The following is a 12,803-nucleotide window of genomic DNA, read 5'->3' on the forward strand; positions in this document are numbered from 1 at the left end:
TCACTCGAAAACGATGCTCGGCACCGCCGCTTCCGCCGCGCCGCGTTCCTGCTGGACCCTGTCCCAGACTTTCGAGGCGATGTCGCGATAGATCTTGGCCTCGGCGCCGTCCGGCTTCGCCACCACCACCGGAGCGCCGGCGTCCGAGCTCTTGCGAATGCCCATCTCGAGCGGCACCTCGCCAAGGAAGGTGACGCCGAGCCGCTCGGCCTCGCGGCGCGCACCGCCATGGCCGAAAATGTCGTAGCGCTTGCCGGTGTCGGGCGCGAGGAAGTAGCTCATGTTCTCGACGATGCCGAGCACCGGCACATCGACCTTCCTGAACATGTTGAGGCCCTTGCGCGCATCGATCAGCGCGAGGTCCTGCGGCGTCGAGACGATGACGGCGCCGGCAAGCGGCACCTGCTGGGCCATGGTGAGCTGGGCGTCGCCAGTGCCGGGCGGCATGTCGACGACCAGCACGTCGAGCGGCCCCCAATCGACCTCGCGCAGCATCTGGGTCAGCGCCGACATCACCATGGGGCCGCGCCAGATCATCGGCGTCTCCTCATCGACGAGGAAGCCTATCGACATCACCCTGAGGCCGTAATTCTGCATCGGCTTCAGGACCCTGCCGTCGACCGTCTGCGGCCGGCCATGGATGTTGAGCAACCGGGGCATGGACGGCCCGTAGATGTCGGCATCGAGCAGGCCGACGCTCAGTCCATTGGCGGCCAGGCCGAGCGCCAGGTTGACGGCGGTGGTGGATTTGCCGACGCCGCCCTTGCCGGAGGCGACGGCGATGATCGCGTCGATGCCGGGCACGCCGCGCTTGCCGTGGCCGTGCGAGGCGGGCGCCTGCGGCGCCGGACGCTGCGGAGCCGCCTGCGGGGCGGGCCGCGGCGGCGCTGCCTGCGTAGCCGGGCGCGGCCGGACCGGCGCTTCCATGCCGGCGCCCTTCTTTTCCGCCGTCAGCGCGACGACGGCGTTGGCGACACCGGGGATGGCCTTGACCACACGCTCGGCGGCGGCCCGCAACGGCTCCATCTCCTGGGCGCGGGCAGHAGGAACGGTGATCGAGAAGAACACCTTGGAATCGGCGATGAAAATCTCCGAGACCAGACCGAGGTCGACTATGTTGCCGGTGAAATCCGGGCCATTGACCGTCTTCAGGCGCTCGATGACGGATTCCTTGGTAAYGGTCATGATCTTTTCCCAGGCGTTTGCCGGTTCAGATAGTGCAGTTCTCGGAGAGAACCAAGCTTCAGAACGACAGTGCGGCGACATGGCTTCAAAAACTTGTGCTCGCATGTCGGGTTTTGCGGGCTTCTTTCGTCTTCCAGAAAGATGCATCCCGATCTCGCCGGCGCGGTCGCCGGAAGGCACAGCAACGCTATTTTCCGGCTTCTGGTGCGGCAGCCAATGGGAGTGCCCAACAAGGAAAGGAGACCGCCATGCTCGAAAACAGCAATGCAACGGCCAATCTCGCGGTGAAGGACCTGGAGAAGGCAAAGGCCTTCTATGAGGGAACGCTCGGCCTCAAGCAGGTCGACGACATGGACGGCGAGCTGATCGTCTACAAAAGCGGCGACACGTTCATCAACGTCTATCGTTCGCAATTCGCCGGCACCAACAAGGCGACGGCGGCAACCTGGGCGGTTGGCGACCAGATCGAGCCGATCGTCAAGTCGCTGCGGTCGAAGGGCGTCACCTTCGAGCACTACGACATGCCCGGCCTGACGCTCGAGGGCGATATCCACGTCGGTCAAGGCATGAAGGTCGCCTGGTTCAAGGATCCGGACGGCAACATCCTGAACGTCGTGGGCAAATAGACCGGGCTCGATTTCCGGATGATCGGCGAGATTGTGCAACGGTCACGCCGATCCCATCTGGCGCAGTCTTGCCGGGCTGGGTAGCTTGCGCCGATGATCGACAAGTTGGAATTCTTCATCGCTCTCGCCAAGGAGGAGCATTTCGGGCGTGCCGCCGAAGTGTGCGGCGTCACACAGCCGACGCTGTCGGCCGGCATCAAGCAGCTTGAGGAGCAGCTCGGCGTCATGCTGGTGCTGCGCGGCTCGCGCTTCCAGGGCCTGACGCCGGAAGGCAAGCAGGTACTGGTGTGGGCGCGCCGCATCGTCGGCGACTCAAGGACCATGCGCGAGGAAATGCGGGCGGCGCGCCACGGCCTGTCGGGCCGCATCCGCATCGCCGCCATTCCGACGGCGCTCGCCATGGTGGCGCGGCTGACGACGCCGTTCCGTGAAAAGCATCCCGGCGTCACCTTCTCGGTCCTGTCGCGGACCTCGATCGAGGTGCTGACGCTGCTYGGCAATTTCGATGTCGACRCCGGAATCACCTATCTCGACAACGAGCCGCTGGGGCGGGTGACCAGCGTGCCGCTCTATGACGAGCGCTACCAACTGATCACGGCGGCCGGGAACCCCTATTCCGACCGCGACAAAGTGACATGGGCCGAGATCAGCCAGTTGCCGCTCTGCCTGCTCACACCGGACATGCAGAACCGCCGCATCATCGACCAGCATCTGGCCGAAGCCAACGTCCAGGTGCGGCCGACGCTGGAATCCAACTCGATGATCGTCTTGTTCTCACATATCCGGACCGGCAAATGGTCGTCGATCATGCCGCTCAACCTCGCGGAAACATTCGGTTTTTCCGAACCGATCCGAGCCATTCCGATCGTCGAGCCGGATGCCAGCCACACGGTCGGGCTGGTGGCGGCGCCGCGTGAGCCGCACACGCCGCTGGTACAGGCGCTGCTGGACGAGGCGATGGCGCTGGCAGACGATTTCCGCGCCCACCGCTAGGTTAGACAATGCAGGTCGATCGAAATTGATAGAAAATTTCTATCAACCAACGGGAGAGCTTTATTGATCTCGGGGGTTTCCTCTGATTTCGTAAGGACTTAGCGATTTTGCGAACCAGGCATGTCGTTGCTCCAAAACAGCTTCACGCTTTTGGGCGACATGGTTCTGGATCGCCAGACCAGGGAGGGCCGCTGCGTGCCGATGCAGCCTGCAAGTACCGAGATCGCGTCGCGCACGGCGGCGATCGTCAACGAGTTGAAGGGCCTCGAAGGTCCGTTGCTGCCGATCCTCCACGAACTCCAGGAAGAGTTCGGCCATGTGCCGCAGGCCGCGCTCCCCGTCATTGCCGACGGGCTGAACCTCTCCAGGGCCGAAGTGCACGGGGTCGTCACCTTCTATCACGATTTCCGCGCCCAGCCCGCCGGCCGGCATGTGTTGAAGCTCTGCCAGRCTGAAGCCTGCCAGTCGATGGGCTCGGAAGCCGTCGCCGCCAAGGTCAAGCAATTGCTCGGCATCGATTTCCAYGAGACCGCCCGCGACGGATCGGTTACACTGGAGCCGGTCTACTGCCTCGGGCTTTGCGCCTGCTCGCCGTCGGCGATGCTGGACGGCGAAGTGATCGGCCGGCTCGATGACGAGAAGATCGAAGAGATTGTCGCGGAGGTGCGTTCATGATCCCGCGCATCTACATCCCCGCGGATTCCGGCGCACTGGCGCTCGGCGCCGAAAAGGTCGCCAGGGCGATCGAGAAGGAGCTCAAGGAGCGCGGCGTCGAGGCCAAGATCGTGCGCAACGGCTCGCGCGGCGCCTATTTCCTGGAACCGATGGTCGAAGTAGCGACGGCCGAGGGCCGCGTCGCCTACGGACCGGTGAAGCCGTCGGACGTCAAGAGCCTGTTCGACAGCGGCTTCCTCAAGGGCGGCCATCACAAGCGCTGGCTCGGYGCGCCCGACAAGATCCCCTTCCTCGCCAAGCAGACGCGGCTGACCTTCGCGCGCTGCGGCGTCATCGATCCGCTATCGCTGGACAACTACAAGGCGCATGGCGGTCTCAAGGGCCTGCAGAATGCCGTCGCGATGGCGCYGGCCGACATCGTCAAGCAAGTCACCGAATCCGGCCTGCGCGGCCGCGGCGGCGCAGGCTTCCCGACCGGCATCAAGTGGAAGACGGTGCTGGATACCAAATCCGACCAAAAATACATCGTCTGCAACGCCGACGAGGGCGACAGCGCCACTTTCGCCGACCGCATGATCATGGAAGGCGATCCCTTCGTGCTGATCGAAGGCATGACGATCGCCGGCATCGCCACCGGCGCGACCAAGGGCTTCGTCTACATCCGCTCGGAATATCCGCATGCGGTGGCGACAATGAACAAGGCTGTCGCGATCGCCCGCAAGGCCGGCGTGCTCGGCACCAATGTCCTGGGTTCGCCCAACGCCTTCGACATGGAGATCCGCGTCGGGGCCRGCGCCTATGTCTGCGGCGAGGAAACCTCGCTCCTGAACAGTCTCGAAGGCAAGCGTGGCGTAGTGCGCGCCAAGCCGCCGCTGCCGGCGATCCAGGGCTTGTTCGGCAAGCCGACGGTGATCAACAACGTGATCTCGCTGGCTTCCGTGCCGATCATCATGGACAAGGGCGCCGCCTTCTACAAGGACTTCGGCATGGGCCGCTCGCGCGGCACGATCCCGATCCAGATCGCCGGCAACGTCAAGCATGGCGGCCTGTTCGAGACGGCCTTCGGCCTGACGCTGGGCGAGATCGTCGACGAGATCGGCGGCGGCACAGCTTCGGGACGCCCGGTGAAGGCCGTGCAGGTCGGCGGCCCGCTCGGCGCCTATTTCCCGCGCGCCTTGTTCGATACGCCGTTCGACTATGAAGCCTTCGCCGCCAAGGACGGGCTGATCGGCCATGCCGGCATCACCGTGTTCGACGACAGCGCCGACATGAWGAAGCAGGCGCGCTTCGCGATGGAGTTCTGCGCCATCGAGAGCTGCGGCAAGTGCACGCCCTGCCGCCTCGGCTCGACGCGCGGCATGGAGGTGCTCGACAAGGTCGCCGCAGGAATAGAGGCGGAGAAGAACCTCGCCCTGGTCACCGACCTCTGCAACACGATGAAGTTCGGATCGCTCTGCGCGCTGGGCGGCTTCACGCCCTACCCGGTGATGAGCTCGATCACGCATTTCCCCGAGGATTTCAAGCCGGCGCCGAAGCGCGTGGCTGCTGAATAGGAGCTGGCAGATGAACATCAAGGCCGACTTCCCGACGCTCATCGAAGAGCTCGACTACGGCACTCCGGAATCGAAGGCCGACAAGCAGGTCACGCTGACCGTCGACGGCCGTAGCATCACCGTGCCGGAAGGCACTTCGATCATGCGCGCGGCGATGGAAGGCGGGGTCGAGATCCCGAAACTCTGCGCCACCGATATGCTGGACTCCTTCGGCTCCTGCCGCGTCTGCCTGGTCGAGATCGAAGGCCGCGCCGGCACGCCGGCCTCCTGCACGACGCCTGTTGCCGAAGGCATCGTGGTGCGCACGCAGTCGGACCGGCTCGACGCCATCCGCCGCGGCGTCATGGAGMTCTACGTCTCCGACCATCCGACCGGCTGGAACRAGAAGGYCGGAACCGGCGCCAGCGAGTTCGACGCGGTGGCGAAGGCGGTCGGCCTGACCGAGAACCGCTACGGCGTCGAGGGTCGCAATCACGTCAAGGAAGAGAATGGCGTAGCGCCCGGTCACGGCTCGCTGGCCGTCGACTACATCGCCCGCGACGAATCGAACCCCTATTTCACCTACGACCCGGCGCAATGCATTGTCTGCTCGCGCTGCGTGCGCGCCTGCGAGGAGGTGCAGGGCACCTTCGCGCTGACCATCGAGGGCCGCGGCTTCGAGTCCCGGATGGTCGCCGGYATGCATGAGGATTTCATCGCTTCCGAATGCGTGTCCTGCGGCGCCTGCGTGCAGGCCTGCCCGACCGACGCACTGCGCGAGAAGACGGTGCTCGAGAAAGGCATGCCGGAGCGCTCGGCGGTCACCACCTGCGCCTATTGCGGCGTCGGCTGCTCGTTCAAGGCCGAAGTGAAGGGTGACGAGGTCATCCGCATGATGCCCTACAAGGACGGCAAGGCGAACCACGGCCATTCCTGCGTCAAGGGCCGCTTCGCCTATGGCTATGCCACCCACAAGGACCGCATCCTGAAGCCGATGGTGCGCGAAAAGATCACCGATCCCTGGCGCGAAGTGAGCTGGGAAGAGGCGATCGCCCATACGGCGAAGGAATTCCGGCGGATCCAGTATCAGTATGGACGCAGCGCCATCGGCGGCATCACCTCCTCGCGCTGCACGAATGAGGAGACCTATCTCGTCCAGAAGCTGGTGCGGCAAGGCTTCCGCAACAACAATGTCGATACCTGTGCGCGCGTCTGCCACTCGCCGACCGGCTACGGGCTCGGCCAGACCTATGGCACGTCGGCCGGCACGCAGGATTTCGATTCTGTCGAATATACCGACGTCGCCGTCATCATCGGCGCCAATCCGGCTTCCGCCCATCCGGTGTTCGCTTCRCGGCTGAAGAAACGGCTGCGCCAGGGCGCCAAGCTGATCGTGCTCGATCCGCGCCGCACCGAAATGGTCAAGTCGGCGCATGTCGAGGCGGACTACCACCTGCCGCTGAAGCCCGGTACCAATGTCGCAGTGCTGACGGCGCTGGCGCATGTCATCGTCACCGAGGGCCTCTACAACGAAGCCTTCGTCCGCGAGCGCTGCGACTGGGCGGAGTTCCAGGACTGGGCGTCCTTCGTCGCCCTGCCGGAAAACAGCCCGGAGACCGTCGGCAAGCTCTCCGGCGTCGATCCRGAGGCCATCCGCGGCGCCGCGCGTCTCTATGCCACCGGCGGCAACGGCGCGATCTATTACGGGCTCGGCGTGACCGARCACAGCCAGGGCTCGACCACGGTGATGGCGATCGCCAACCTCGCCATGGCCACTGGCAATATCGGCCGTCCGGGCGTCGGCGTGAATCCGCTGCGCGGCCAGAACAATGTGCAGGGCTCCTGCGACATGGGCTCCTTCCCGCATGAGCTGCCGGGCTATCGCCACATCTCCGGCGAAGCCGTGCGCGACATCTATGAAAGCCTGTGGGGCGTGAAGCTGGACGAGGAGCCGGGCCTGCGCATCCCCAACATGCTGGATGCCGCCGTCGACGGCTCGTTCAAGGGCATCTACATCCAGGGCGAGGACATCCTGCAGTCCGACCCCGACACCAAGCATGTCGCCGCCGGCCTTGCCGCGATGGAATGCGTCGTCGTGCACGACCTCTTCCTCAACGAGACGGCGAACTACGCGCATGTCTTCCTGCCGGGCTCGACCTTCCTCGAGAAGGACGGCACCTTCACCAATGCCGAGCGCCGCATCAACATGGTGCGCAAGGTGCTGGAGCCGAAGGCGCGCTACGCCGATTGGGAGGCGACGCAGGAGCTTGCCCGTGCCATCGGGCTCGACTGGAACTACACGCATCCCTCCGAGATCATGGACGAGATCGCCCAGACGACGCCGAGCTTCGCCGGCGTCTCCTTCGAGCTGCTCGACCGTGTCGGATCGGTGCAGTGGCCCTGCAACGAGAAGGCGCCGCTCGGYACGCCGATCATGCATGTCGAYGGCTTCGTGCGCGGCAAGGGCAAGTTCATCCGCACCGAGTATGTTGCGACGGACGAGAGGACCGGGCCGCGCTATCCGCTCCTGCTCACCACCGGCCGCATTCTCTCGCAATACAATGTCGGCGCGCAGACCAGGCGCACCGAGAACGTTGCGTGGCATGCCGAGGACCGGCTGGAGATCCATCCGCATGACGCCGAGAACCGCGGCATACGCGACGGCGACTGGGTGCGGCTGGCGAGCCGATCGGGYGAAACGACGCTGCGCGCGCTGATCACCGACCGCGTGTCRCCCGGCGTCGTCTACACGACCTTCCACCACCCGGACACGCAGGCCAACGTGATCACCACCGACTTCTCGGACTGGGCGACCAACTGTCCGGAATACAAGGTCACCGCCGTGCAGGTGGCGCCGTCCAACGGCCCGACCGAGTGGCAGAGGGACTATAACGAGCAGGCCCGCCAGAGCCGCCGCATCGCCCCGCTGGAAGCGGCGGAGTAGCCTTGGCTGCGCGCCGCAAAGCTACGACGCAAATCTCGCGGCTGGCGCACCGCGCCAGCGGCACTGYGGCCGCGAACCGCATGGTGCCGGAGGAGACGCYGGTGGCGTTCTCCTATGCGGGCACCACCCATGCCGTGATGATGGCGAGCCCTGCCGATTTCGAGGACTTCGCGCTGGGCTTCTCGCTGACCGAAGGCATCGTCGGCGACAAGGAAGAGATCGAGGCGATCGAGGTCGAGGATCTCGGCGCCGGCATCGACATCCAGATCAAGCTGAAGGACCAGGCCAACACGCGCTTCCAGGCGCGCCGGCGCAGGCTTGCCGGGCCGGTCGGCTGCGGCCTGTGCGGCATCGAATCCATCGAGGAGGCGATGCGCTCGGTCGACGCTGTCGGCTCATCGAAGCTTACGCTTGATGCCGATGACGTCACCCGTTCAGTGAAGCTTCTGTCGAAGCTGCAGCCGCTGCATACGGAGACCGGCGCGGTGCATGCCGCAGGCTTTTATGTGCCCGGCAAGGGCATCGTGATGGCGCGCGARGATGTCGGCCGCCACAACGCGCTGGACAAGCTCGCCGGCGCGCTGGCGAAAGCCGGCATCGACGGCTCGACCGGYGCCGTCGTGGTGACGTCGCGCGTGTCGGTGGAGATGGTGCAGAAAACCGCCGCCATCGGCGCGCCGATCATCATGGCCGTCTCTGCGCCCACGGCGCTGGCCATCCGCACCGCCGAGGCCGCCGGCATGACGCTGGTGGCGCTGGTGCGCGGTGACGATTTCGATATTTTCACCCACCCCGACCGGGTGGCTTCCGGAGTTRCCAAGCATGTCGCATGACGAAGACCACATCGCCAGCACCAGGGAAAAGCTGGTACGTATGGCCAACCAGATCGCCTCGTTCTTCCATTCGAAGCCCCGCGAGGAAGGCATCGCCGGCGTTGCCGAGCACATCAACAAGTTCTGGGAGCCACGGATGCGGCGGCAGTTCTTCGAAATGCTGGACAGCGGCAGCGAGCATTTCGACGATCTGGTGATCGCCRCCTCGGCCAAGATCAAGCGTCCGCTGACGCCGGAACAGGCCGACAAGAACCTCGGCTACACCAGACCTTCGGAAGCGCAGAGCGCTGTTTCCCGGAAATAGCGCGGCACCCCTCACCCGCTCGTTGAGCGGCCTCATATTCACGCACGCTAAAGTTCTTCTGCCCGCAGCGGCCTAGTTCTGCTATGGTCGGCGCCAGGAGATCGTCTGGCCGGACGGGGCAGTTGCGTGAGGCCGATCGAGACCAGATACGCGCGTAGCGGGGATGTGCGAATTGCCTACCAGGTGGTCGGCCAAGGCTCGTTCGATCTCGTCTTCGTTCCGGGCTTCATCTCCAATCTCGACCTGCAGTGGGAGGACGAAGGCTAYAGCCGCCTGCTGAAACGGCTTTCCGTCTTCTCGCGGCTGATCCTGTTCGACAAACGCGGCACCGGCCTATCGGACCGTGTCGACACTCGTCGCCTGCCCAGCCTGGAGAMCCGCATGGACGACGTGCGCGCGGTGATGGACGCCGCCGGCAGCGGCCGCGCGGCGATCCTCGGCGCCTCGGAGGGTGCCCCGATGGCGATGCTGTTTGCCGCCACTTATCCGGAGCGGACGCGGGCGCTGGTGCTCTATGGCGGCTATGCGCATTTCCACAAATGGGTGATGCCGCCGGAGAGGCTGGAGGCCTTCATCGAAACGGCGGAGACGTCGTGGGGCACCGGCGCGACCTTGCCCAATTTCGCGCCGGGCCGGGTCGACGACGCGCATTTTGCCCAGTGGTGGGCACGGTTCGAGCGCCTGTCGGCCAGCCCGACCGCCGCGGCGGCCCTTGCCCGCATGAATGCCGGCATCGATGTGCGCGGCATCCTCTCCGCAATCACCGCGCCGGCGCTGCTCATCCACCGCCGCAACGACGCGCGCGTCGATCCGGAAGCCAGCCGCTTCCTCGCCAGAAAGATCCACGGCGCCCGGTTGGTCGAGATTCCCGGGCGCGACCATCCGATCTGGACCGGGGACGTCGACCGGGTGGCCGACCTGATCGAGGAGTTTCTGACCGGCCAGCCTGCAGTGGCCGACACYGAGCGCGTGCTTGCCGCGCTGCTGGTGACACGCATCTACGACACGGCCAAGCTCGGCGACCGCATGTGGAGCGAGCGGAGCCAACGCTTCCTGGAAACATGGCGGCTGCTGGTCGGCCGCCATGGCGGGCGCGTCGCCGGCACGCATGGCGAGCTGATGATCTCGCGCTTCGACGGGCCGGCGCGCGCCATACGCTGCGCGGCGGCGCTGCGCGACGCGGCGCAGCAGATCGGCGTGGCAAGCGCACAGGGCGCGCATGTCGGCGAGATCGAAATGCGCGGCGCGCCGGTCGGGCTGACGGCGAGGGTGACCATGCAACTCGCCGTTCATGCCGGACGCGGCGACATCCTCGCTTCGCGGCTGGTCGCCGAGCTTGCGGTAGGGTCCGGCCTGCATTTCGTCGATGCCGGCCGCATTAGCCTCGACGAGCTGGGCGAGCCGCTGCCGGTGGTGCAAGCCACATCGGAACAGCATCTGGAGCCCGCCTGCCGCCCCAAGCCGAAACCGATGGAGCCGGCGGCCCTGACGGCGCGAGAAAGCGAGGTGGTGAGCCTGATTGCAGACGGCAAGAGCAATGCGGCGATCGCTGCCGAGCTGAAGCTCAGCGAGCATACGGTCAAGCGGCATGTCGCCAACATACTGCTCAAGCTCGACCTGCCGTCGCGGGCGGCAGCGGCGGCCTTTTCGGCCAGGAACACTGGCCCGGATGGGCCATGAGAGCCATGGCGCTTTCGAGCGAAGCGGCGAAGGCGCCTTGGGGGTTACGAATTCTTCGCATGCAGGCCGGGCGATGTCGCCGTGACGGCACTGCGAATGGAGGATGAAATGCTGAAACTGAATCGCAAGATCGGATTGCTGGCATTTGCCGCAGGCGCATTGCTGGCCGTCACCTCGGCGCGGGCCGAAGACGCTTCCGCCACCGCTGCCTACAAAGACATCCAGGCCACGCTCGGCACGGTGCCCGATATGTTCAAGACGCTGCCGGACGTCGCGGTGGCCGGCGCCTGGGCCGAAATCAAGGGCGTGCAACTCAACCCGAACACCGCGCTCAACGGCAAAACCAAAGAGCTGATGGGCCTGGCGGTCGCCTCGCAGATCCCCTGCCAGTACTGCATCTATTTCCACACGCTGGCGGCCAAGGCCAACGGCGCCAGCGACGAGGAAATCAAGGAGGCCGTGGCTATGGCGGCGATCGTGCGCCACTGGTCGACCATGCTCAACGGCAGCCAGGTGGACCTCGCCACCTTCAAGAAGCAGACCGACGACCTGTTCGCCGCCGTCAAGGCGAAGTCGCAGTGAACGCGAGCTGCCCGGCTTGTGCCGGGCAGCGCCTCAGTCGAACGCCCTGTCAGACGGGCCATGGAGACCAAAATGCTGACCAAGACGCAAATTGTGGACGGCGCGGCGATCAAGAAGGCGATCGAAGGGCGTGACGGCAAGATGCTGTCAAGCTTCTACACCGACGATGCGCTGGTGCGGGTGATCGACCGCAACAACCCGCCGAGCAAGCCGCGCGAAATCCGCGGCCGCGCGGCAATCAGCACCTTCTGGGACGACATCTGCAGCCGGGCGATGACCCACAAGGTCGACACCACCATCGCCGAGGGCGACAGCCTCGCCTTCACGCAGGCCTGCGCCTATCCGGACGGTACGAAAGTGTTCTGCGCGGCGATGCTGGAGCTGAAGAACGGCCGCATCGCACGGCAGACGGTCGTGCAGGCCTGGGACGAGTAATCAACCGCGGGCTCAACCCGCAAAATACGGAGGAGAACCACCATGTTCAGCGCCAGATGGCAGATCGACGCCAAGTTCGGGCACAAGCAGACCGTGCTCGACATGATGCGCCGATGGGAGCGCGAGATCGGCTCGCAGGTCGGCATCRCCGACTTCAAATTCCAGATCATGACCGGATCGATCGGCGYGCGCGAAGCGACCGTCGAATCGCACATGCAGGTCGAGAGCCTCGCTCAACTGGAGGAGTTCTTCGCCAAGATCGCCAAGATCGAGGCTCACGCCAAATGGGGCAAGGAGATGGAGCCCTATGTCGTGTCCGGGACCAACTTCTGGCAGATCTTGCGGATCGTCGAGTAGCGGCCTGCGTTCTTCTCCCCGCAAAGCGGGGAGAAGATACCGGCAGGCAGATGAGGGGCGGAGCCAACTTCTGCATGGATTGCGCTGCCCCTCATCCGGCCCTTCGGGCCACCTTCTCCCGTGAACGGGAGAAGGAAAGGTCGCCTCACATCAGGCCGAGCTGCTTGTAGAAGCCGAGCGCGTCGTAATAGTCGCTCTGGGTCGCGATCTTGCCGTCCTTGATGGAGAACATCGAAGCGCCGGTGAATGAGAACTTCTTGCCGGTGGCGGCCGTGCCGTCGCCCCAGGCACCGGTGTTGGTGCCGGCGAACTCCCATTCGAAGGAGACGCGGTCGCCGTCGACGACCGGCTTGCCTTTCATCGTCCAGACCGCGTCGGGAACGGCCTTCAGGAAATTGTCGATGACGCCGGTCTTGGCGGCATCCCTGCCCGTGACGGGCTTGCCGACGGACGCATCGTAATAGGTCACGTCATCGGCGAAGTAGCCGGCGGCCTTGGCCGAATCATGCGCGTTCCACGCCGCGACATAGGCCTCGACCACCGACTGGGCGGTGTCGCCGGCGAAGGRCGGCGTCACGGCAAAGAGCGTGGCCGCGATGGCTGCGGAAGTCAGAAACTGGCGGCGTTGCATTGTTGTTTTCCTCCCTGGTTGAATGC

Annotated in this window: 13 protein-coding genes; 11 read left to right on the forward strand and 2 right to left on the reverse strand. The window is 65.2% G+C overall.

Annotated features, from left to right (window positions below; genetic code table 11):
* Complete coding sequence (locus tag ORS3428_RS16365; RefSeq protein WP_274534812.1) at positions 1 to 1,188, reverse strand: Mrp/NBP35 family ATP-binding protein; 1,188 nt, start codon at positions 1,186 to 1,188, stop codon at positions 1 to 3.
* Between the two features lie 245 nt (positions 1,189 to 1,433).
* Between ORS3428_RS16365 and ORS3428_RS16370 the strand changes: the two genes are divergently transcribed.
* The 11 genes from ORS3428_RS16370 (at position 1,434) to ORS3428_RS16420 (ending at position 12,146) form a co-directional block, all read left to right on the forward strand.
* On the forward strand, positions 1,434 to 1,811 hold the full coding sequence (locus ORS3428_RS16370; protein ID WP_071099333.1) for a VOC family protein: 378 nt from the start codon (positions 1,434 to 1,436) through the stop codon (positions 1,809 to 1,811).
* 93 nt (positions 1,812 to 1,904) lie between these two features.
* Positions 1,905 to 2,804, forward strand: a complete 900-nt coding sequence (locus tag ORS3428_RS16375) for a LysR family transcriptional regulator (RefSeq protein ID WP_071099334.1) — start codon at positions 1,905 to 1,907, stop codon at positions 2,802 to 2,804.
* 195 nt (positions 2,805 to 2,999) lie between these two features.
* Positions 3,000 to 3,479, forward strand: a complete 480-nt coding sequence (locus ORS3428_RS16380; RefSeq protein WP_071099394.1) for a formate dehydrogenase subunit gamma — start codon at positions 3,000 to 3,002, stop codon at positions 3,477 to 3,479.
* Positions 3,476 to 5,032 carry a formate dehydrogenase beta subunit gene (locus tag ORS3428_RS16385; RefSeq protein WP_071099335.1) on the forward strand — a complete coding sequence of 519 codons (1,557 nt, stop codon included), beginning with the start codon at positions 3,476 to 3,478 and terminating at the stop codon, positions 5,030 to 5,032. Before ORS3428_RS16380 ends, ORS3428_RS16385 begins: the two co-directional genes overlap by 4 nt.
* Positions 5,033 to 5,042: 10 nt before the next feature.
* On the forward strand, positions 5,043 to 7,955 hold the full coding sequence (gene fdhF / locus ORS3428_RS16390; RefSeq protein ID WP_071099336.1) for a formate dehydrogenase subunit alpha: 2,913 nt from the start codon (positions 5,043 to 5,045) through the stop codon (positions 7,953 to 7,955).
* Positions 7,956 to 7,957: 2 nt separating this feature from the next.
* Positions 7,958 to 8,788 (forward strand): formate dehydrogenase accessory sulfurtransferase FdhD, encoded by an 831-nt coding sequence (gene fdhD / locus ORS3428_RS16395; protein WP_071099337.1) that lies wholly within the window; start codon positions 7,958 to 7,960, stop codon positions 8,786 to 8,788.
* Positions 8,778 to 9,092, forward strand: coding sequence for a formate dehydrogenase subunit delta (locus ORS3428_RS16400; protein WP_071099338.1), 315 nt, complete (start codon positions 8,778 to 8,780; stop codon positions 9,090 to 9,092). Before fdhD ends, ORS3428_RS16400 begins: the two co-directional genes overlap by 11 nt.
* A 126-nt stretch (positions 9,093 to 9,218) precedes the next feature.
* On the forward strand, positions 9,219 to 10,772 hold the full coding sequence (locus tag ORS3428_RS16405) for an alpha/beta fold hydrolase (RefSeq protein WP_071099339.1): 1,554 nt from the start codon (positions 9,219 to 9,221) through the stop codon (positions 10,770 to 10,772).
* A 108-nt stretch (positions 10,773 to 10,880) separates the two neighbouring features.
* The gene (locus ORS3428_RS16410; protein WP_071099395.1) at positions 10,881 to 11,354 is read left to right on the forward strand and encodes a carboxymuconolactone decarboxylase family protein; all 474 of its coding nucleotides are present in this window, start codon (positions 10,881 to 10,883) and stop codon (positions 11,352 to 11,354) included.
* A gap of 72 nt (positions 11,355 to 11,426) precedes the next feature.
* On the forward strand, positions 11,427 to 11,789 hold the full coding sequence (locus ORS3428_RS16415) for a nuclear transport factor 2 family protein (protein ID WP_071099396.1): 363 nt from the start codon (positions 11,427 to 11,429) through the stop codon (positions 11,787 to 11,789).
* A gap of 42 nt (positions 11,790 to 11,831) precedes the next feature.
* Entirely contained in the window at positions 11,832 to 12,146 is a 315-nt protein-coding gene (locus tag ORS3428_RS16420; protein WP_071099340.1) for a hypothetical protein, read from the forward strand.
* Between the two features lie 145 nt (positions 12,147 to 12,291).
* Here the strand turns inward: ORS3428_RS16420 and ORS3428_RS16425 are convergent, their stop codons facing one another.
* Positions 12,292 to 12,777, reverse strand: coding sequence for an ester cyclase (locus tag ORS3428_RS16425; protein WP_071099341.1), 486 nt, complete (start codon positions 12,775 to 12,777; stop codon positions 12,292 to 12,294).
* Between the last annotated feature and the right edge of the window lie 26 nt (positions 12,778 to 12,803).

Source organism: Mesorhizobium sp. ORS 3428 (genome assembly GCF_001854785.1).
GTDB lineage: Bacteria > Pseudomonadota > Alphaproteobacteria > Rhizobiales > Rhizobiaceae > Mesorhizobium.

Coding starts and splice junctions, on each gene's coding strand:
- ORS3428_RS16370 (WP_071099333.1), top strand. CDS start 1,434: ATGCTCGAAAACAGCAATGCAACGGCCAATCTCGCGGTGAAGGACCTG.
- ORS3428_RS16410 (WP_071099395.1), top strand. CDS start 10,881: ATGCTGAAACTGAATCGCAAGATCGGATTGCTGGCATTTGCCGCAGGC.
- ORS3428_RS16415 (WP_071099396.1), top strand. CDS start 11,427: ATGCTGACCAAGACGCAAATTGTGGACGGCGCGGCGATCAAGAAGGCG.